The sequence below is a fragment of the Roseibium sp. genome (genome assembly GCF_965229775.1).
GTDB lineage: Bacteria > Pseudomonadota > Alphaproteobacteria > Rhizobiales > Stappiaceae > Roseibium.
Genome location: NZ_OZ245929.1, coordinates 6116560 through 6137221, shown reverse-complemented (window position 1 = coordinate 6137221; position 20662 = coordinate 6116560). Strand labels below are relative to the sequence as shown.

At 60.4% G+C, this 20662-nt stretch carries 20 protein-coding genes; 12 read left to right on the top strand and 8 right to left on the bottom strand.

Translation table 11 applies throughout. The features are described from left to right. Positions 1 to 10 precede the first annotated feature (10 nt). Positions 11 to 3595 carry a hydantoinase B/oxoprolinase family protein gene (locus tag ACO07N_RS27970; protein WP_421984137.1) on the bottom strand — a complete coding sequence of 1195 codons (3585 nt, stop codon included), beginning with the start codon at positions 3593 to 3595 and terminating at the stop codon, positions 11 to 13. A gap of 165 nt (positions 3596 to 3760) precedes the next feature. Further along, entirely contained in the window at positions 3761 to 5257 is a 1497-nt protein-coding gene (locus tag ACO07N_RS27965; RefSeq protein WP_421984136.1) for a glycosyltransferase family 39 protein, read from the bottom strand. Positions 5258 to 5480: 223 nt separating this feature from the next. Here ACO07N_RS27965 and ACO07N_RS27960 point away from each other — a divergent pair, with 223 nt between their 5' ends. From ACO07N_RS27960 to arsH, 8 genes are all read left to right on the top strand, one after another. Then, positions 5481 to 6110 (top strand): hypothetical protein, encoded by a 630-nt coding sequence (locus ACO07N_RS27960; protein WP_421984135.1) that lies wholly within the window; start codon positions 5481 to 5483, stop codon positions 6108 to 6110. Further along, complete coding sequence (locus ACO07N_RS27955) at positions 6107 to 6475, top strand: hypothetical protein (RefSeq protein WP_421984134.1); 369 nt, start codon at positions 6107 to 6109, stop codon at positions 6473 to 6475. Before ACO07N_RS27960 ends, ACO07N_RS27955 begins: the two co-directional genes overlap by 4 nt. A gap of 76 nt (positions 6476 to 6551) precedes the next feature. Then, entirely contained in the window at positions 6552 to 7109 is a 558-nt protein-coding gene (locus ACO07N_RS27950) for a TRAP transporter small permease (RefSeq protein WP_421984133.1), read from the top strand. Then, the gene (locus tag ACO07N_RS27945) at positions 7109 to 8413 is read left to right on the top strand and encodes a TRAP transporter large permease (RefSeq protein ID WP_421984504.1); all 1305 of its coding nucleotides are present in this window, start codon (positions 7109 to 7111) and stop codon (positions 8411 to 8413) included. The genes ACO07N_RS27950 and ACO07N_RS27945 overlap by 1 nt, the downstream gene beginning before the upstream one ends. Before the next feature lie 104 nt (positions 8414 to 8517). Beyond that, entirely contained in the window at positions 8518 to 8976 is a 459-nt protein-coding gene (locus ACO07N_RS27940) for a winged helix DNA-binding protein (RefSeq protein ID WP_319387692.1), read from the top strand. Positions 8977 to 9041: 65 nt separating this feature from the next. Continuing rightward, complete coding sequence (locus tag ACO07N_RS27935) at positions 9042 to 9380, top strand: ArsR/SmtB family transcription factor (RefSeq protein ID WP_421984132.1); 339 nt, start codon at positions 9042 to 9044, stop codon at positions 9378 to 9380. Positions 9381 to 9393: 13 nt separating this feature from the next. Then, positions 9394 to 9807 carry an arsenate reductase (glutaredoxin) gene (gene arsC, locus ACO07N_RS27930; RefSeq protein ID WP_421984131.1) on the top strand — a complete coding sequence of 138 codons (414 nt, stop codon included), beginning with the start codon at positions 9394 to 9396 and terminating at the stop codon, positions 9805 to 9807. Further along, positions 9800 to 10540, top strand: a complete 741-nt coding sequence (arsH, locus tag ACO07N_RS27925; protein ID WP_421984130.1) for an arsenical resistance protein ArsH — start codon at positions 9800 to 9802, stop codon at positions 10538 to 10540. The genes arsC and arsH overlap by 8 nt, the downstream gene beginning before the upstream one ends. Positions 10541 to 10594: 54 nt before the next feature. Here arsH and ACO07N_RS27920 read toward each other — a convergent pair whose 3' ends face one another. After that, positions 10595 to 12712 carry a putative bifunctional diguanylate cyclase/phosphodiesterase gene (locus ACO07N_RS27920; protein ID WP_421984503.1) on the bottom strand — a complete coding sequence of 706 codons (2118 nt, stop codon included), beginning with the start codon at positions 12710 to 12712 and terminating at the stop codon, positions 10595 to 10597. A gap of 312 nt (positions 12713 to 13024) precedes the next feature. Here ACO07N_RS27920 and ACO07N_RS27915 point away from each other — a divergent pair, with 312 nt between their 5' ends. The 3 genes from ACO07N_RS27915 to ACO07N_RS27905 all read left to right on the top strand — a co-directional run bounded on the left by ACO07N_RS27915 (position 13025) and on the right by ACO07N_RS27905 (position 15574). Beyond that, positions 13025 to 13717: a TerB family tellurite resistance protein gene (locus tag ACO07N_RS27915; protein ID WP_421984129.1), complete on the top strand. Its 693-nt coding sequence runs from the start codon at positions 13025 to 13027 to the stop codon at positions 13715 to 13717. Continuing rightward, positions 13714 to 14478, top strand: a complete 765-nt coding sequence (locus tag ACO07N_RS27910; RefSeq protein ID WP_421984128.1) for an N-acetylmuramoyl-L-alanine amidase — start codon at positions 13714 to 13716, stop codon at positions 14476 to 14478. The genes ACO07N_RS27915 and ACO07N_RS27910 overlap by 4 nt, the downstream gene beginning before the upstream one ends. Before the next feature lie 553 nt (positions 14479 to 15031). Then, a complete protein-coding gene (locus tag ACO07N_RS27905; RefSeq protein WP_421984502.1) occupies positions 15032 to 15574 on the top strand; it encodes a transglycosylase SLT domain-containing protein in 543 nt (180 codons plus the stop codon). 91 nt (positions 15575 to 15665) lie between these two features. Here the strand turns inward: ACO07N_RS27905 and ACO07N_RS27900 are convergent, their stop codons facing one another. Then, positions 15666 to 16340, bottom strand: a complete 675-nt coding sequence (locus ACO07N_RS27900) for a pyridoxamine 5'-phosphate oxidase family protein (RefSeq protein WP_421984127.1) — start codon at positions 16338 to 16340, stop codon at positions 15666 to 15668. Between the two features lie 81 nt (positions 16341 to 16421). On the opposite strand from ACO07N_RS27900, the gene ACO07N_RS27895 reads away from it, so the two are divergent. Continuing rightward, positions 16422 to 17891 (top strand): PLP-dependent aminotransferase family protein, encoded by a 1470-nt coding sequence (locus tag ACO07N_RS27895; RefSeq protein WP_421984126.1) that lies wholly within the window; start codon positions 16422 to 16424, stop codon positions 17889 to 17891. Positions 17892 to 17915: 24 nt separating this feature from the next. Here the strand turns inward: ACO07N_RS27895 and ACO07N_RS27890 are convergent, their stop codons facing one another. From ACO07N_RS27890 to ACO07N_RS27875, 4 genes are all read right to left on the bottom strand, one after another. Continuing rightward, the gene (locus ACO07N_RS27890) at positions 17916 to 18566 is read right to left on the bottom strand and encodes a 3-oxoacid CoA-transferase subunit B (protein ID WP_421984125.1); all 651 of its coding nucleotides are present in this window, start codon (positions 18564 to 18566) and stop codon (positions 17916 to 17918) included. Further along, on the bottom strand, positions 18556 to 19218 hold the full coding sequence (locus tag ACO07N_RS27885) for a CoA transferase subunit A (protein WP_421984124.1): 663 nt from the start codon (positions 19216 to 19218) through the stop codon (positions 18556 to 18558). The genes ACO07N_RS27890 and ACO07N_RS27885 overlap by 11 nt, the downstream gene beginning before the upstream one ends. Positions 19219 to 19336: 118 nt before the next feature. Beyond that, positions 19337 to 19921 (bottom strand): TetR/AcrR family transcriptional regulator, encoded by a 585-nt coding sequence (locus tag ACO07N_RS27880; RefSeq protein WP_421984123.1) that lies wholly within the window; start codon positions 19919 to 19921, stop codon positions 19337 to 19339. 52 nt (positions 19922 to 19973) lie between these two features. Beyond that, on the bottom strand, positions 19974 to 20540 hold the full coding sequence (locus tag ACO07N_RS27875) for a carboxymuconolactone decarboxylase family protein (protein ID WP_421984122.1): 567 nt from the start codon (positions 20538 to 20540) through the stop codon (positions 19974 to 19976). Between the last annotated feature and the right edge of the window lie 122 nt (positions 20541 to 20662).

The following is a 20662-nucleotide window of genomic DNA, read 5'->3' as shown; positions in this document are numbered from 1 at the left end:
TTTTGGACGGTCAGGGTTGACCCCAGCCGCCTGCAGTCGGGGTAATCACAGTCACGGCTTCACCGGGTTCAAGCACGGTCTGGTCACATCCCTCCAGCACTTCGATGGCGCCATCGAGACGGCGCACTTCCGTTCGCCCGAGTTCCCCGTCTTCGCCGCCGTTCATGCCCTTGGGTCTGATGGTCCTGTGCGACGACAGGATGGCGCAGTCCATTTTTTCCAGGAAACGCAGGGTCCGGCGCGTGCCGTCACCGGCAGACCAGGCTCCCTTGCCGCCCGAGCCCTTGCGGATGTGAAAGTCCTCTAGCAGGACAGGGAAGCGGAACTCGAGCACTTCCGGGTCGGTCAGGCGCGAATTGGTCATGTGGGTATGCACGCCATCGGTTCCGTTGAAACCGGGCCCGGCCGGAGACCCGGAGCAGATGGTTTCGTAATACTGGTAGGTGTCGTTGCCGAATGTCAGGTTGTTCATCGTTCCCTGGGCATTGGCCATTGCACCGAGCGCGGCGAACACGGCATTGGTGACGTGCTGCGAAGTCTCGACGTTTCCGGCGACCACGGCGGCCGGATAGGACGGACGCAACATGCAATCATCCGGGATGACGATATTGATCGGCTTGAGGCAGCCCGCGTTCATCGGAATGTCGCCTTCCACCATGACGCGGAAGCAATAGAGGATCGCGGCGCGCGTCACCGGTTCGGGTGCATTGAAGTTGTTCAGCTTCATGCCCGATGTCCCGGTGAAATCGACGGTCGCTTCGCGCTTGTCCTTGTCGACGGAGATCCTCACCTTGATGACGGATCCCTGGTCGGTGGGATATTCGTACTCGGACTCCTTCAGCGCCTCGATGACGCGACGGACGCTTTCCTCGGCATTGTCCTGAACGTGGCCCATATAGGCCTGGACGACATCCAGGCCGAAATGGGCGACCATCTTGCGCAGTTCCTGGATGCCCTTCTCGTTGGCGGCGATCTGGGCCGAGAGATCGGCAACATTCTGATGCGGGTTGCGCGCCGGGTAGGCGTGGCTGGTCAACAGGTCCACCAGTTCACTCTCGCAGAACCGGCCCTCGTCGACGATCTTGAAGTTGTCGAAAAGCACGCCTTCCTCATCGACATTGGTGGCGCGCGGGGTCATCGAGCCCGGTGCCGAGCCGCCGACATCCGCATGGTGACCGCGCGAGGCGGACCAGAACAGGATCTCCCTGCCGTCGTCATCGAAAACCGGCGACACGACGGTGATGTCGGGCAGGTGCGTGCCACCGTTATAGGGGGCATTCAGCGCGAAGACATCGCCGGGTTTGATGTTGCCCCTGTTCAGCTTGATGATCGTTTCGACCGACCGGTCCATGGAACCCAAGTGCACAGGCATGTGCGGCGCGTTCGCGACCAGGGCACCGTCTGCGTTGAATACGGCGCAGGAAAAGTCCAGCCGCTCCTTGATGTTGACGGAATAGGCGGTGTTCTGAAGCGTGACACCCATCTGCTCGGCAATGGACATGAACAGGTTGTTGAACACTTCCAGCATCACCGGATCGGCATGGGTGCCGACGGCGCTCGCCCTCTTGAGCGGGACGACACGCTTGAGGATGACATGGTCCTTGGAATTGACCTCTGCCTGCCAGCCGTCCTCGACTGCAATTGTTGCGTGGGGTTCCATGATGACCGCCGGTCCCGTGACCCGCGTGCCGGGTTTCAGAACGTTTCGCCTGTAGATTCCCGCGTCGTGCCACGTGCCTTCCGAATAAAGGCGGGTCGTCTCAGTCGCCTGCGGGCTGTCCGAGGAGAGGCTGAGGTCCGGTTCGACCAGCCCGGCGCCACCGCCCGCCGTTTCGACCTCAAGCGCTTCGACGACGATCGGCTTGTTGTCGTAGGCGAAGCCGAATTGCTTCTTGTGGGCTTCTTCGAAGGCGGCCCGCATTTCGGACACGCCGTCGAGCAGGACGGGCAGGGGCGTGTCCGTTCCGTCGTAGCGCAAGTGGGCCGTCGCGATGGAGCGGCGGGCCCCGGCCGGGACTGCCTGCCGCTCGAGTTCGGCTTCCGTCTGCGTTGCCAGTTCTTCCTTCAGCGCCGCCAGTTCCGGCAGCAGGTCTTCCGTCAGCGTCTTGACCACCGCTTTCTGCCGGTCGGCGCGAATATCGGCGAGCCCCATGCCATAGGCGGAGAGGATGCCGGAGAAGGGATGCAGGATGACGGTGGTCATGCCGAGGCTGTCGGCGACCCGGCATCCGGTCTGACCGCCGGCCCCGCCGAAGCAGGTGAGGGCGTATTCGGTGACGTCATAACCGCGCTGAACAGAAATTTTCTTGATCGCATTGGCCATGTTCTCGACTGCGATCTTGAGGAACCCGTCGGCAACTTCCTCCGCCGTGCGGCCATCTCCGATCTCGGCGGCAAGCGCTTCGAACTTTTCCCTGACCGTATCTCCGTCGAGCGGCTGATCCTGGTTGGGGCCGAAGATCTTCGGAAAGAAGGCGGGTGCGAGTTTTCCGGTCATGAGATTGGCATCGGTGACCGTCAGCGGGCCTCCGCGCCGGTAACAGGCGGGGCCGGGATTGGCGCCTGCCGAATCCGGACCGACCTGAAAACGGCCGTCGGTGTAGTGCAGGATCGAACCGCCCCCGGCTGCCACCGTGTGGATCATCATCATGGGCGCGCGCATGCGCACGCCGGCCACTTCCGTTTCGAAGGCGCGTTCGTAGTCGCCTTCGAAGTGGCAGACATCCGTTGATGTGCCACCCATATCGAAGCCGATGATCTTTTCGTATCCGGCCATGCGGGACGTCTCGACGGCGCCGACGACACCGCCTGCCGGGCCCGACAGGATGGCGTCCTTACCCTGGAACAGGTCCGCAGCGGTCAATCCGCCGGAAGACTGCATGAACATGAGCCGCGGACCTTCGCCGAGCTCCGCCTGAACCTGGTCCACGTAACGGCGCAGGATCGGCGACAGGTAAGCGTCTACGATCGTGGTGTCACCACGCCCGACCAGCTTCATCAGCGGCGAAACCTCGTGGGAAACGGAAATCTGCGGGAATCCGATTTCTTCGGCGATTTTCCTGAGCGCCTTTTCATGCGCCGGGTAGGCGTAGGCGTGCATCAGCACGATGGCGATGGAGCGTATCCCCGCGTCCCAGGCTGCCTGCATTTCGGTACGGGCCTGGGCTTCATCGAGCGCTGTCTCCAAGGTGCCGTCGGCACGCACACGCTCGGTGATTTCGTGGACACGCTCGTATAGCAGTTCCGGCTTGACGATTTCCTTGGCGAAAATCTTCGGCCTGGCCTGGTATCCGATTTCAAGTGCATCGCGGAACCCGCGCGTTATGAACAGCGCCGTGCGCTCGCCCTTGCGTTCCAGCAGGGCGTTGGTTGCCACCGTGGTGCCCATCTTGACCGTTGCCACCTTGTCGGAGGGTATGGGCGCGCCCTTTTCCACGCCGAGCAGCTCGCGGATGCCCTGGATCGCGGCGTCACGATAGGCTTCCGGGTTTTCCGACAGCACTTTGTGGGGGTGCAGCGTTCCGTCAGGCGAGCGGCCGACAATATCGGTGAAGGTGCCGCCCCGGTCGATCCAAAAGTCCCACTTCGCTGTCATTTTCTTTCCTCTGGTGTTTCGAGCTGTCATCTGCGCGGCGTGTCAGCTTCGGCATGGCGTGATTTCTAGGTCAGTGGTTTTATGTTGACATTTTATCGATAAATTGTCGATGAGAATTTTCTGAATTTGTTGTCATGAATGCAAAACTTCAGAGACATCAGTGTTCTAGTTGTCCTTTTTCGGTGCGGCTCCCCTGGTTTTGTCCGTCTGGTTCCTGAAGAGAGACAGGCCGCTGGCGCCCCAGCCAAAGGTGCGAGCGACAGGTTCATCTTCACGCGCATCAAACGCCTGTTTGGCGGCTTCCAGCTCTTGCGGGTTGGTGTGTACCACAAGCAGCCAGTCGTTGCCTGTCTCTGAAGGGGAGGAACGCCTCGCGATGTCTTCCGGTGTGTCCGCAATCGCAAAGCTGTCCGGTGCCCGCAGGTAGTAGTCCAGCGCGGGCGCCGCGAACCCCTTGAACAGGGTGAGCCGGTCATTCGGGGAACGTTCCGAATGATAGGCCTGCGTAATGCCGCGCCAGTCCGGCCGGACTTTCTGGGTCAGGCTGAACCTGAGTTCGGGAAACGTGAGGACGAGCGCGCCTGCGACGAGTGCCGCAGGCGCGAATCTCGGGGAGAGGCGTTCCGCGCCGGCGGCAGCCAGCAACAAGAGGCCCGGCCAGGATGCGATGAGATAGCGGTCGAACAGGATCGGCTGCACGAACAACGAATAGAGATAGGCAAGCAGCGCGGGGCCGAACGTATAGGCGAAGCATATCGCCAGAACGCGCGCGCTGGCGGGTGAGGGCGGTGCCTGCGCTTGTCCCGGCCGGGTGGCCGGCACCGCCGCGAAGGCGGCAAGGCAAATCAGCAACCAGAAGAGAACCAGAGATCCGGTGATGCCGAAAACCATGGACGTCAGGAAGGGGATATCGGGGAAGGCGATCCAGAAACCGGCTTCGGCGACGGAACTCGCGCGGATTGCCAGAAGGTAGAGCCAGGGTAGAAAAGCAATGGTGCTGACGCCCATCGCCAGGCAGGCGCGAAGGGCGTTCGAGCGGCGGACGGGCCGGCGGGAGACCAGGTCGCACACGGTGAGGAAGGCACAGACGGTTCCGACCGATGCGAAAGCCAGGAGCGCATAAACGTGGCTGTAGAGAAAAAGAGCGCCCGAGACCGCGAGCAAGGTGAGCCAGAGCGCGGACGGGTTTCTCAGAACCTTCAGGGTCGCAAGCAGGAAGGCGAGACCGCATGCCGCCAGAAGCGCGTACATGCGGGCCTCGGTGGAGTACCAGATGTGGAAGGGTGAAAGGGCGAGCAGCATCGACGCGGTCAGGCCGGTGATCCGTCCAGCCAGTAATTTGCCGATCAGATAGGTCAGCAAAACCGCGACGACGCCCAGGACGGCGGAAGGCAGGCGCAGTGCCGTTTCACTGTCGCCGATGACCGGTATCGTCAGCCACAAGATGATGTTGTGGAGCGGCGGGTAGTTGTCGGTCGCGACCGAGGCAAGGAGAGCCGCCAGGGAACCGTTCGACTGGCTCCAGCTGACAGCCTCGTCGTACCAGAGGCTTGTCCTGTCCAGATCATGCAGCCGAAGCGCGGCAGCCGCGGCAAGGACAACGACAAGAAGCAAAGTACTCGCGATCCTCATAGAGCGGCTCTCGGCGGTCGTCTGCAGCACTTTTTTGTTCTCCCCCAATGAATTAGCGACGCTATCCAATTCGTCTCGAAGAAGAAAGACGGTTCTCTCACTGACTTTTCGATGATAATTTATCGATAAAACGTTGATGTTTTGAGTTTTTGAGTCTAGCCTTGCGGCAGATGCGCTTTTTAGAGGTGTTGAGAACAAGGCACCGGAAACAGCATCAGGCCGGGATGGGTCCGGCTTCCAAGAGGAGAATTTCATGCTGCATTCACGTATTTTGAACAAAGCCGGCGCGCGTCTGGCGACCGCTGCCGTGTTCGGTCTTGCCGGTCTTGCCATGGCATCTGCCGAAACCAAGTGGGACATGCCGACGCCTTATGGCGACAGCAACTTCCACACTCAGAACATTGCGGCGTTTGCCGACGACGTCAAAGCGAAGACCGATGGATCCGTGACGATCACGGTTCATTCCGCGGGGTCCCTCTTCAAGCATCCGGAAATCAAGAATTCCGTCCGCAAGGGCCTGGCGCCGATCGGTGAAGTGCTGGTCTCCCGTCTTGCCAATGAAGATGCAGTCTTCGGTGTGGATTCCGTTCCGTTCCTGGCGCCGTCCTACGACAAGGCATGGAAACTCTATCAGGCGTCCAAGCCGGGCCTGGAAGAAAAGCTGGACGAACAGGGTTTGCAGCTGCTGTTTGCCGTGCCGTGGCCGCCGCAGGGCATCTATGCCAAGAAGGAAGTCACCAGCGGCGGGGACCTGAAGGGTCTCAAGTTCCGTGCCTACAATGCCGCCACCGAGCGCCTTGCGCAGCTTGCCGGTGCCGTGCCGACCCAGGTTGAAGTTCCCGATATCGCGACCGCGTTTCCACCGGGCGGGTGGAAGCCATGATCACGTCGCCGTCCACCGGCGCGAACTCCAAGGCATGGGACTTCCTGACTCACTACCACGACACACAGGCCTGGCTGCCCAAGAACATGGTGATCGTCAACAAGCGGGCGTTCGATGGTCTGAGCGACGCCGAAAAGGCCGCCATTCTTGAAGCTGCCGAACTTGCCGAAAAGCGCGGCTGGGAAGCGTCGAAGGTCGAAACAAAAACCAAGACCAACGTTCTCATCGAAAACGGCATCAAGGTCGTTCAGCCGAGCAAGCAGCTGATCGAGGATCTTGCGGCGATCGGCGAAACCATGGCTGCCGAGTGGCAGGACAACGCCGGTGAAGCCGGTGCTGCCGTCATCGAAGCTTACAAAAACTAAAACAAACAGCGCGAACGCCGGGCTCGAATGCCCGGCGTTTTCATATGACAAGCTGCTTATCCGGTAGGGGAAACCGATGCGCAAGGCTTTGAATTCGCTTTATCAGGCGTCAACGGCTCTGGCTGCCTGCTGCCTCGTGGTGATCGCCAGTCTCGTGGTGTTCCAGGTGTTGGGAAGACTGTTCGACGGGGCAAGGAAGCTCTTCGGCCTCGAGCCGTGGGGACTGCAGGTGCCATCGCTTGCGGAAATTGCCGGATTTCTTCTGGTCGGGGCCTCGTTTCTGGCGCTGGCCGGGACGCTGCGCAACAGCGATCACATCCGTGTCTCGATCCTGCTTCAGGCCGTTCCGTCCGGGATCTCCCGTTTTCTGAATGTCTGGGCCATTGCCGTGGCATGTGCGTTGGCGTCCTACTTCACCTGGCACGCGGGATGGCTGGCCTTTGACAGCTACAGCTACAACGAAACCTCCTACGGCATCATTCCCATACCGCTCGTCTATCCGCAGAGCGTGATGACACTCGGGCTGGCGGTGTTCTCGGTGTCACTGTTCGACGATCTCGTGCAGATCCTGGCCGGACATCGCCCGAGCTTTGAAACCGTCGTCAAGGACGACCCGATCGAGGGGAGCGAATGATGGACCTCTCCCTGATCGCACTGTTTCTCGGCCTTGGAATGCTGGCGGCGCTGGCAACCGGGATCTGGGTCGCCGTTGCGCTTCTCGGTGTGGCGCTGGCCGCGATGCTGGCGCTGGTCTCCGTCCCGGCCGGGCCGGTCATGGCAACGACCATCTGGGGAGCGGCGAACTCCTGGGACCTGACGGCGTTGCCGATGTTCATCTGGATGGGCGAGATCCTGTTCCGCTCCCGTCTGTCCGAGGATATGTTCGCCGGATTGTCGCCGTGGATGCGCAATCTGCCAGGCCGGCTTCTGCACGTGAACATTCTCGGCTGCGGCATCTTCGCGGCCGTTTCCGGGTCTTCCGCCGCAACAACGGCCACGATCGGCCGCATGTCCTTGCCCGAGCTGAAGCAGCGCGGCTACGACGAGCGGATCGCCATCGGCACGCTTGCCGGGTCCGGAACACTGGGGCTCTTGATCCCGCCGTCGATCATCCTGATCGTCTACGGGGCGGCGACGGAGCAATCCATCGCCCGCCTGTTCATGGCCGGTGTTCTGCCGGGCGCAATGCTCTGTGTTCTCTTCATGGGTTACGTGGCCGTCTGGTCTTTGCTGAACCGTTCGAAAATGCCGCCCAGGGAAAACACCATTCCTTTATTGGAGCGCCTGAAGGCGACGCGGCGCCTTTTCCCGGTCATCGGCCTGATTGCCGGCGTGATCGGCTCGATCTATGCGGGACTTGCGTCTCCGACCGAGGCGGCCGCAATCGGCGTGACCCTGTCGCTGCTTCTGTCCTGGGGCTCGGGTACGCTCACCCGCGCGAGCTTCGTCGACGCCCTTGCTGGCGCAACACGCACCTCCTGCATGATTGCCTTCATTCTGGCGGGTGCTGCCTTTCTGACGGTTGCCATGGGATATACCGGGATCCCGCGCGAACTGGCATCCTGGATCGGAGCGATGGAACTGTCGCCCTATGCGCTCCTGATCGCACTGACGCTGTTCTTCGTTGTCCTGGGCTGCTTTCTGGATGGCATTTCCGTCGTGGTGCTGACCACTTCGGTGATCCTGCCCATGGTGGAACAAGCCGGGCTTGATCTCATCTGGTTCGGCATCTATCTGGTCCTGGTCGTCGAAATGAGCCAGATTACCCCGCCGGTCGGCTTCAATCTGTTCGTGCTGCAGGGCATGACGGGCCGGAACATATTCTCGGTCGCGCGCATGGCGCTGCCATTCTTCCTGTTGATGATCCTGGCCGTGGTGCTGATTGTTGCCTTCCCGGGCTTGGCTCTTTGGCTTCCGCAGTCGATGCTGAGCAATTGATGATGCCTTAGGGAGAGGTCAAGACAGTGTCGGCAAAGTCTGAAAGCAAGAGTGACAGTCCAATCGGACCTGTCGTATCGGCTGCGCATCTTGCGTCCGGGGCAATGCCGGCACTCTCTGAAATCGAGTTTGCCGTCACCATGATGGTGAACGCCTATCACCGCTGGATGGTCCGCTGCATCGCGGCGAGCGGCTCGGAAGGGCTCGGCCCGCTCGATGTCCTTGTCCTGCATACGGTCAATCACCGCGGGCGCGCAAAGACACTTTCCGATATCTGCCTGGTTCTGAATATCGAAGACACGCACACCGTGACCTACGCCATGAAGAAACTGCAAAAGGCCGGCCTGATCTCGTCCGGCCGCCGCGGCAAGGAGAAAACGGCCGAGATCACCGCGGCCGGCGAAACGGCTTGTCTTGAATACAGGCGTTTGCGCGAGGCATTGCTGGTCGAACCGATGAAGGCGCTGGGCCTCGACGAAAACGAGTTGTCCCGCTTGGCCGCGACATTGCGGCTGGTGTCCGGAAATTACGACCAGGCCGCACGCGCTGCAGCAGCCATGTGATTTTCAGATATCAGCAGTGCTATTTTCGCTATTCTATATTACAAAATTTCTTGTAGTATCGAAATATGGAGCAGACAAAGGCCATATCCGCGCTCGCGGCTCTCGCGCAGGAGGATCGTCTCGCCGCATTCAGATTGCTGGTGAGCGTGGGACCTGACGGGCTGCCTTCAGGCACGATCGCGGAAAAGCTCGACGTTCAGCCGACACGCATGTCCTTTCACCTGACGACGCTCGAACGGGCAGGGCTGCTGAGCGCGCAGCGGGAAGGCCGCCATATCCGCTATGCGGTCGATTTCGGTCAGATGAGACATCTTCTGGCTTTCCTCATGGAAGACTGCTGCGCAAACAATCCCGAGATTTGCGGGCTTGCCGATATCAAGCCGCCGCGATCCAGTTCCCTTTGACAGGACCTTAAAGATGACGATCACGATCTATCACAACCCGAAATGCGGAACGTCCCGAAACACGCTTGCCATGATCCGCGAGGCCGGCGTCGAACCGGAGGTCATTGAATATCTGAAGACACCGCCAAGCCGGGAAAGGCTCGTCGACCTGATCTCGAAGATGGAGATTTCGGTCCGTGAACTTCTGCGCCAGAAGGGAACGCCCTACGACGAACTCGGTCTCGGCGAGGAAAAATGGACGGACGATCAGCTGATCGACTTCATGATGGAGCATCCGATCCTGATCAACCGGCCGATTGTCGTGAGCGACAAGGGTGTCCGGCTCTGCCGTCCGTCCGAAAAGGTCATGGACCTGCTGCCCACCGATATCGGAACCTTCACCAAGGAGGACGGCCAGGTTGTCGGGACCGGGGCGGCAAATGAGTGAGACGGACATGAAGCTGGATGACCTGCCCAATCTGAGCAGCGGAGATTTTCGTCCGGTCTCGCAGGACTTGCTCGACCAGAACGATACGCCGACCCATCCCGTCCGCGTTCTCCTGCTCTACGGTTCCTTGCGGGAGCGGTCTTACAGCCGTTTTCTGGCACAGGAAGCGGAGCGGCTGCTGACGGCATTCGGTGCGGAAACGAGAATATTCGACCCGTCGGGACTTCCGTTGCCCGATGATGCCGATCCCGATCATCCCAAGGTCCGGGAACTCAGGGATCTCAGCATCTGGTCGGAGGCCCAGGTCTGGTGCTCGCCGGAACGCCACGGAGCCATGACGGGAATTCTCAAGACGCAGATCGACTGGATCCCGCTCAGCACGGGCGCGGTACGGCCGACCCAGGGGAAAACCCTTGCCCTGATGCAGGTCTCCGGAGGTTCGCAGTCCTTCAACGCGCTCAACCAGATGCGCGTTCTCGGCCGCTGGATGCGGATGGTGACGATCCCCAACCAGTCTTCCGTCCCCAAGGCCTATCTCGAATTTGACGATGACGGTCGCATGAAACCATCGCCGCTTTACGACCGTGTTGTCGACGTGGTGGAGGAACTTATGAAATTCACGCTGCTCGTGCGTGGACGCTCGGACTATCTCGTCGACCGGTACTCCGAACGCAAGGCGGAAAGTTTGGCGAATGATGCGGTCGCGCGGGCGGCCCAGGGTGCCGTTCTCTGATCAGGCGACGTCAGTCGCCGGGCCGGGCATCCGGTCGGGTTTCACCTGACGGCCTCAGCCGGTGACGCTTTCCGCCTTGTCGGACTCCGGGGTGTCGGAGATCGTGGCGTATTGGGCCAGGGACGGTGACAGCGTGATCTTCGGGGCTTCGGGTGCCTTTTTCCGCTGTTGCGGGAACCAGAAGCCGCCGTCCTCGTTGTGCGGGAAGACCGGGAAGTCGGACTCGTGCCGCTTGACGCTGTCCGGCTTGCCGAACATGTAACCCTGGACGAGGTCGCACCCGGCAGCGCTCAGGAGAACGGCCTGTTCTTCCGTTTCCACGCCTTCCGCCGTGATGGTGACATTCAAGGAGCGGCCAAGCCCAACAATGGATGTGACGATCGCGTCGGTGCTGGGGTCTTTGCCGAGGTTCTGGACAAAGGTCTGGTCGATCTTGATCTTGTCGAAGGGGAACAGGCTGAGATAGCTGAGTGAGGAATAGCCGGTCCCGAAGTCGTCCATGGCGATCGACACGCCCATGTCGTGGATCTGCCTGAGCGTCTCGATCACGGCTTCTGTATTCGATATCAGCAGGCTCTCGGTGATTTCGATCTCCAGGCGGCTCGGATCCAGTCCCGAATTGTGGAGTGCCTGGGCAACCCGTTTCTGGGTTTCCCCGGCGACGAACTGGGCAGCGGAGACGTTGACGGCAACGCGCCGGTTCAGGTCTTCCCACAGCATCGCTTCCCGGCACGCATTGTTGAGCACCCAGGTGCCGATCTCGTCGATCAGGCCGCAGTCTTCGGCAATGGGAATGAACAGATCGGGTCTGATTTCCCCCTTGCTCGGATGCTCCCAGCGCACCAGGGCCTCGTATCCGCGCAGCGTGCCGTCGCGCAGGGCGTATTGCGGCTGATAGAGGAGCTTGAACTGATCGAGTTTCAGCGCCTTGACCAGCCCGTTCTCGACTTCCTTGCGCTTCTGGGCTTCCGCATCCAGTCCGGGTGTGTACCAGGAGAAGGTTGACCGGCCGCTGTGCTTGGCATTGTAGAGCGCAAGATCCGCGCAATGCAGCAGGCGCGACACACGCCAGGAGCCGTCGGTTGCGCGCGCGATCCCGATGGAAAGAGACAGCTTGATTTCGTTTCCGTCGATGATGCACGGAGCGGTCGTTGCCGCAATCATGTCCGCCGCCAGCCGGGTCATGCGGGCCGGATCGGAGACAGAAGTCATCAGCACCGCAAATTCATCGCCGGACAAACGCGCGACAAGATGCTTGTGAAAGACGGTCTGCAGCCTTTCCCCGACAACCTGCAGAAAGACGTCGCCGATCCCGTGACCGTGCGTGTCGTTGATTTCTTTGAACTTGTCGACGTCGATCAGCATGACGCCGACATTGGAGGCCTTGGCCTGCGCCAGGCGCAGCGCCTCTGCCAGCTTGGCATTGAACACGGCCCGGTTCGGCAGGCCGGTCAGGGTGTCATGGTGCGCGAGATACTGAAAATTGCTGTTGGTGCGCACCTGATCATAGAAGCGCATCCACAACAGGATCGCCGCGAACGCAAATGAAATCAGGCAGAGCACGCCGATCGCGGCGCTGATCGACCAGATCAGGCCAGACAGGCTTTTCAGAATTCCGGACTGCGTCACCAGCAGGACAAGGCTGGGGGACACGCCCTGGGATTTGTCGGGATTGAAAACGACGATGGCGTTGGAGCCGAAGGCGCCGAACCAGGTCATGTCCGGCACAATGGTCAGGGGGCGGTCGGAGTTGAAGGCCGCCCAGGCGTGGTTCAATGTCCGGACCGAGGTCAGCTTGTTTTCTGCCAGCCAGTCAATTTGTGCAAATCTCGGCAGGCCGGAGCTGTCGTTGACGTCTTTGGACGGATAAACGAGACTCGTGTCCAGGATGGTCGAGTCCACATATTTGTGTTCCAGAACCTTCCGGATTTCCGCGATTGTCCGAGAAGACACCGGTGAGTGGGCCAGCGTTTCGCTGGAGAGCGAGGGGCGCAGTCCCTGTAATTCCTGAAGCGGGTGTTTCTGCGTCTCGACGGCATGGGACGCGAGGATGCTCTGGATGTCGGATTTCTGGTGGATGTAGTCCTGCTCGAGACCTCCGACGAGCAGCCAATGGGTCAGCAGGCGATTGCTCACGTAGACGCCCAACGCCAGCGTCAGAACCAGCGTCATGGACACGAAAAATATGACAATGTTGCTTCTAACGAGTGGAATTGCCATCCGGCGCAGTACCGTCATACGAACACATATCTGACCAATTTAAGCGGAAATCCTTTAACCATCATGAATCCTCGGAAGAAGTCCTTAGTGTTTTTTGCGGGCGACCTTGCGCACAATCCGGACCGTTCCTGAGGAATGTTCTGTTTCGCGGGAGGTCACTCCTAGTCAAAGACGGCGACTGCCGATAAGACTCGTGACCGGAATTGATTCCGAGCGGAGCAGGCGCGCTGCCGTTTCGCGGTTTGAGCAGATCAGGAGCTTTTGGTGAGCGTCTGGAGCAGCATCGGCAGTATCGTGAGTGCTATCGGAACCGGTGGTGCACAAGTTGTCGATCGGCTTGTTCAGCTCGTGCTGGCACGTCCGGAAGGCACGAGCAGCGTCGGCTTTACCGTGGCGATGATTGCCCTCAGCGCAAAAATGGCGAAGGCGGATGGTGTCGTCACGACCGACGAAATCATCGCGTTTCGCGAACTCTTCGAGGTTCCCCCGAAAGAGGAACGCAACGTCACGCGGCTTTTCAATCTGGCTCAGGAAGATGTTGCGGGGTTTGAAGTCTACGCCAAGAAACTCGCGGATCTCTTTCCGTATGACCGCAAAACCCTGCTCGACATTCTTGATGGGCTTTTCCACATCGCCAAGGCGGATGGCGTCGTTCACGAGAGCGAGGTCGGCTATCTCTCCCGGGTGGCTTCCGTCTTTGGCCTCGATGAGCGCGAGTTTTCGAAAGTTCTTGCAAGGCACGTCCGCAAGGACGGAAACCCCTATGAAGTTCTGGGGCTCGGGCCGGAGGCAAGCGATAGCGAACTCAAGGCACACTATCGCCGCGAAGTGCAGGAAACCCATCCTGACAGGCTGATGGCAAGGGGCGTTCCGGAAGAATTCGTCAGGATCGCAAACGACAGGCTGGCAGCCCTCAACGACGCCTGGGCAAAGATCCGCGCGGAAAGAGGCATATGAGCGTAGACACGGATACCGGCGTGACGGCACGCGTTCATCCTTCGCCCAATCACGGCGAGCGATCACCCGGCGCCCCGATCGACATGCTCATCCTTCACTATACGGGGATGCAGAGCGCCGAAGAGGCGCTGCAAAGGCTGTGTGATCCGCGTGCGGAAGTCTCCGCGCATTATCTGGTGCATGAAGACGGTGAAATTCTTCAATGCGTTCCAGAAGCGAGGCGTGCGTGGCACGCGGGCAGGAGTTTCTGGAAGGGGGAGACGGATGTGAACTCCCGTTCCATCGGAATAGAAATCGTCAATCCGGGTCACGAGTTCGGCTATCGCGCGTTTCCGGATGTCCAGATTGAAGCCGTTGCCGCGCTGGCGAAGGATGTCTGCAGCCGCCATGACATCCTGCCCTGGATGGTGCTCGGCCATTCGGATATTGCACCGGACCGGAAGGAAGACCCCGGCGAGCTTTTTCCCTGGAAGCGCCTGGCGGCGGCCGGCGCCGGGCTCCATGTCGAGCCGCATCCGATCGTCGCGGGGCTGCTCATGCAGGAAGGGGACCGGGGTCAGCCGGTCGAGGCCTTGCAATCCATGCTCGGGCTCTACGGATATGATGTCGACATCAACGGCACCTTCGATGCGAAGACGCGCCATGCAGTGATGGCGTTTCAGCGCCACTTCCGGCCAGAAAAGCTTGATGGCGTGGCCGATCATTCGACAATAGAAACGCTTACTTCGCTCCTGCGAAAACTCCCTTCGTTTTCCGTCTAGTTCCCAATGCGGCTGGTGCGCCGTAGACAAAATCAGACGTTGTAATTGCTAGCTCTTTCATCCTGTTAACTTCGATTTCGCGCTGTCCGCAGGCTTTTTTGCATCGCAGCAAACTGGGCGAAATTTTTTTCACACGTCACAGATTTTCTCTTCAGCGCCGGTAAAATGCCGGAAACCGGGCAAGGTTTGGTCACAAACCGGTCGAGCTGACAAATTCGAGCCAGTTTTCCGGTAAAATCCTGAAATAATCAGACATAAATCGTGATTTTCCTGCGCGCATTTTTGTCCAAACGGTCCGGCAATTCTCCGCCCCGAATTCAACCGCAACAAAACCAAAAGGGCTGGACGCATGTTACGGTCATTTACGAAACTCACTGGGGCGCTTTGTCTTTTCGCCTTCGCAACATCAACCGTAGCGCCGTTCGCGATGGCTGCCAGTTCGGGATCGGATCCGATCCTCCATGTCATTGATCCGGAAAAGAGGAAGCAGAACGCGGAGAAGATCGCGGCACGAGAAGAAGTCGGATCCGGGTCCAAGCCCATCCTGCACGTGATCGAACCGGACAAGGACACCAAAAAGAAAAAAGCCGAGACTTCGGCACCTAAAAAATCGTCGACGGCAAAGGCAAAGTCCGCTTCCAAGACCAACGTCACAAAGGCCGCGCAGACCAAGCCGAAAACGCGAACCAAAAGCGTTCAGGCAAAAAGCACATCAGCCAAGAAAGATGACTTCGCCGGGCTGATCCGCAAGGCCGCTGCGAAGCACGGGGTCCCGGTCAAGATCGCCAAGGCCGTCGTGGAAGTCGAAAGCAACTTCAACCCGCGTGCACGCGGCCGCGCCGGCGAAGTCGGTCTCATGCAGATCAAGCCGGCAACCGCTCGGGGCATCGGCTACCGTGGCTCCACCAAAGCGCTCTACGATCCGGAAACGAACATCGAATGGGGCATGAAATACCTGGCCGGTGCACACCAGCGCGCCAATGGTGACCTGTGCGGCACGATCCTTCGCTACAATGCCGGTCACTACGCCAAGCGCATGAACCCGGTCAGCCGCAAATATTGCAGCAAGGTCAAGCGCATCATGTCATCCAGCTGATTGTGACAGGGCGGTCACGATCAATCAGGGAAAGCCAGGCTTTCCCGTGGGCAATATCGAACCCCGCTGCGTTGCAGCGGGGTTCTTCCGTTCAGGCGAACTTGCGCCGGGCTGCCGGGATCGAGGCTGGCACAGGTGTTCCTTCAGGTACGTCATAGGCATCAAACGGCTGCCCCAGCGCGGTGGTCACGGGTACAACGCCGGCCCAGAGAGCGGTGCCGAGATCTTCCTTGTCGTCGACAGGGCCGCCGGTCCGCACCTTGGTGCTGACCTCTTCGATGTCCAGGACCAGCACGCCGGTCGCCTTGTGTTCCTTCGCCGACATCGCGCGGCATTCGTCCCAGCGGCCCGGAAGCATGTGATCGGTAATGGCGGCCAGCGCCTCGATCTGTTCTTCCTTTCCGTCCACCAGACGCGCGGTCCCATGGACGATCGCACAGCGGTAATTCATCGAATGATGGAAGGCGGAACGCGCCACGACGAGACCGTCGAGCAGCGTCACGGTCAGGCTTGCCGGGACGCCTTTCGCATTGTTCTTGATGATGCGCGTGGCACTGGCTCCGTGAATATAGAGACGGTCGCCGATCCGGGCGTAGACCATGGGGATGACCATCGGCCGGTCTTCATGGATGAAACCGCAATGGGCGACGAGGCCGGCATCCAGGATTTCGTAGGCGAGTGCCCGATCGTAGCTGCCCCGGTTCATTTGCCGGATCTTGGCATAACGCGGCTTGTCCGCGGCTTGCCGCCTTTCCAGTGTGGACATGGTCTGCTCCAGGTTGGGTGGATCTTGTAATCCACGGTTTCCCCGATAAACTGGATTTTCAAAAGATCCGGTTTTTGAAAAATGAAAGAACCAGTTTTTCCTGAAGGCATCCTGTCACTCGATCGTTCCGGGCCGATCCCCCTTTCGGAACAGATCTACCGCGGGTTTCGAGATGCCGTGCGCGCCGGACTGCTCGCCAAGGGCGCGAAGCTGCCGTCGACACGGCGGCTCGCATCCTCGCTGGACGTTGCACGCAACACGGTGAATGCCGCCTACGAATTGCTGCAGGCCGAGGGCGTCATCACGCTGAGGGCGGGGGCCGCGCCCCGAATTACCGAGGATCTCCCGCCGGAGGGACGCTACGGGCCTCAAGCCGGCTCCGGGGTTGCGCTCGATCTTTCGGCCCGGGGCCTGCACATGTCGGCGAATGTACGCGGCGACGGCTGGGCGACCCGGCATGGTGCACTTCAGCCCGGCGCTCCGGCGCTGGACTGTTTTCCCTATGAGGAGTGGGCGCGGCACCTGCGCCGGGCTGCACGCATGGAACGCGGCCCGGATCTGCAATACAGAAACTATTCGGGTGTTCCGGCACTGAAGGAACAGTTGGCACGACACCTTGCGGCAGAACGCGGCGTGCGGGCCCGGCCGGACCAGATCCTCGTGACAAGTTCGATGCAGGCGAGCCTGTCGCTGCTGTCTATGGCGCTGTCCGAGCCCGGTGACAACGCATGGCTGGAAGAACCGGGTTATCTCGGCGCCAGGACCGCGTTTCATGTCGCCGGGCTGAACGTGCACCCGCTGCCGGTCGACCACATGGGCGCCGACGTTGATCATCTCCTGTCCTGCGGTGCGAAGCCCCGCCTGATCTACGTGACGCCGTCGCACCAGTATCCCCTTGGAACCCGCATGCCCCTCGGGCGGCGGCTGTCCCTGCTCGAGGCGACGCGGTCCGCAGGTGCGGTCATCCTGGAAGACGACTATGACAGTGAATTCCTGTTCGAAGGCAGACCCGTCGCAGCGCTCTACGGTCTCGCGGAGGAGGGGCAGGTGATCTATCTCGGTACTTTTTCAAAAAGCCTCTTACCGGGTTTACGGCTGTCTTTTTGCGTGGTGCCGTCAAGCCTCGCGCAGCCCTTGCAGCAACTGATGCGCAACATGGGCTGTGCGGCGAGCGTGCAGGTCCAGGTCGCGCTGGCGCAGTTCATCGACAGCGGCGCCTATCAGAAACACCTGAAGCGCATCCGCAGGATCTACGAGGAGCGCGGAACGCTGCTTGTCAGAACGCTGAAGGACCGCCTCGGCAACCGGGTCGCCGTCGACCTGCCGAACGGCAATGTTCAGGTTGCCATGCTGTTCCGGGAACCGGTCGACGATGTCGCCTTCGCCCAGGCCATGCAGGAGCGCGGATTTTCGGTTTCTCCCCTGAGCAGCTGCTATCAGGGCGACGTCAGACAGCCAGGCCTTATCATCGGCTTCGCCGACGCGACGCCACGCCAGATCCAGGACGGTGTGAGCACCATCGGCGATCTGATGGAGGAATTACCTGTCTGATCGCTGCCCGCTTTTCGCAGCCGGTCACAGACGCATCTTCGGCACGTCACCCCGTACGATCAGGCTGGCCTCCGTCGACGAGATGATGTCGTCAATGGTTGCATCGGGGCCTGTTTCCTTCAGAACCAGCCCGTCTTCGGTAGGCTCGATGACGGCCATTTCTGTCACGATCAGGCTCACCCGGCGCTGGGCGGTCAGCGGGAGTGTGCATTCGCGCAGGATCTTCGGCTTGCCCCTTGCCGTGTGGACCATCGCGACGATCACGTGTTTCGCGCCGGCAACAAGGTCCATGGCGCCGCCCATTCCGGGGACCATCTTGCCCGGCACCATCCAGTTGGCAAGATAGCCGCGCTCATCGACCTGCAGCCCGCCCAGAACCGTCATGTCGAGGTGTCCGCCGCGGATCAGTCCGAAACTCATCGCGCTGTCGATCGAGGCGGCGCCGGGAACGGCGGTCACGAAGCCGCCGCCCGCGTCGGTCAGATCGGGATCCTCCATGCCTTCCGGGGGGCGCGACCCGAGGCCGATGACGCCGTTTTCCGCCTGGAAGAAGACATGCACTTCCTTGGGCAGATAATTGGCCACCATGGACGGCAGGCCGATGCCGAGATTGACAAGCGAATCCGGCTCGATTTCCTGTGCCACGCGCCGCGCGATGATTTCCTTAGCTTCCATCGGGCTGTCTCTCCAGAAGATGATCGACAAGAACACCGGGTGTTTTCACACTGTCGGGTGAGATGACGCCGACCGGCACGATCGTTTGCGGTTCGGCGATGACGGTGTTCCCGGCAAGCGCCATGATCGGATTGAAATTGTGTGCGGTGAGTGAATATTCCAGATTGCCCACATAATCGGCCTGATGCGCTGCGATCAAAGCAAAATCTGCGTGGATCGGCTCTTCCAGCAGAAACTTCTGTCCCTTCACCGTGACGATCTGTTTGCCGTCCTCGACCAGCGTGCCGAGGCCGGTGGGCGTCAGGATGCCGCCCAGCCCGACGCCTGCCGCACGGATCCGTTCCACGAGTGTGCCCTGCGGGACCAGGTCGACGTCGATTTCGCCGGAGATCATTTTCTGCTGGGTTTCCGGATTGAGCCCGATATGAGATGCGACGACTCGGGAAAGTGCGCCTGCAGAGACAAGTTTTCCGATGCCGCGCCCGGGCATTGCCGTGTCGTTGGCAACGACCGTCAGGTCTCTCGTGCCCCGTGCGACGATTGCATCGATCAGCCTGTGGGGGGAGCCAACCCCCATGAACCCGCCGATCAACAAGGTCGATCCGTCCGGAATGAGTTCGGCAGCCTGGGCCGCCTTGATGGCCTGCTTCATTGAGCGCGTCCTCGCAGTTCAATCCGTGCTGCGAAGGTTAGCGTCTGCCGCGGCTCATGAGAAATGAATATTGTGCGACGCACTAGCATTGCGGAACCGGCGCATGCGTGCGCACTTGTCAGGCTGCGGTCCTTTCGATGCAGTCCGCTGCATGGCTCGCAGCTGCCAGGATCTTGTCCCCGTCCTGGCCGTTGCGAGCAAGCGCGTTCAGCCCGAGCAGGCACGTGAGCGCAAATGCGGTGAGTTCCTGCGCCGCGGCTTCGTCCTGAATGCCTTTCTCGCCCGCAAGCACGCCGTGGATCCTGCGTTCGAGCATCTTCATGCGCTCGCGAACCGGGTTGGCGCCGTCACCGCGCTGATCGGGCACTGTTGCCGAAGACGTCAGCAACAGGCAGCCGCGCGGCGTGTTTCTTGTCATGAAGATGCCGACATGGCGCACAAGCGCGGCCACCGCCTTCAAAGGGTCCTCTTCGCGGTCCATCTGGTTCAAACCCAGCGCGGTGGCCTCATGCCAGTATTTCTCAAGGACGGCATCGAAAACATCGTCCTTGCAGCCGAACGCCGCATAGAAGCTGCCGCGCTTGATCCCGGCGGCGGCCTGCAGATCATCCACCGAGGTTCCCTGGTATCCCTTCGTCCAGAACACGTCGACGAAGGCGTCAAGGGCTTTGTCGGTGTCAAATGTTTTCGGGCGTCCGGCCATCTTGCCTCTGTTTGCGACGGGCTCCGGCAGCGTGCCGCCGGAGCCCGTTCGTTCATTCTGCTGCGGCCACCGCCGGCTGCCATTCGAATTTCCGGAATGGGGCGTCAACCGGTGTGTCAGCCAGGTGATTCACGTAATTTGACATGACTTTCTGGGCAACGCCAAGAATGATGTCGAGGACCTGCTGTTTTGTATAGCCCGCCGCCAGGAACGCGTTGACGTCGGCATCGGAGACGACGCCGCGCTGACGGACGACTTTCAGCGTGAACTGCCGCAGCGCCTCGAGCCTGTCGTCTTCGAGCGGAGCCGCATTTCGCAGGGCTTCGATGACACCTTCATTGACCTTTTGCATGTGCGCGATGGCGGTATGGGCCGGCACGCAGTAGTGACACGCGTGTTCCACGTTGATCGTCATCCAGACCACGGTCTGCTCGACGACCGACAGGCTTGTCTGCTGAAACAGTTCATGAAGTTTCTGGTAGGCCTCCAGGTGCTGGGGCGACTCGGCCATCACGGCGTGCAGGTTCGGTATCATCCCGAACGCCTTGAGCGAGTTGTCCAGAAGCGGACGACTGCCTTCCGGGGCCGTTTCCTGCGTGTGAAGCGTAAATTCCGTCATCTCTGATCTCCATTTTCAGGGTGGTCAGCACCCGTGATGCCAATCTCTTGCAAACGGCATATGGGTATTCTGTACTGAGTAGTCAAAAATTAAGTTCAAGGACAAAATTGCGGAAATCCGCG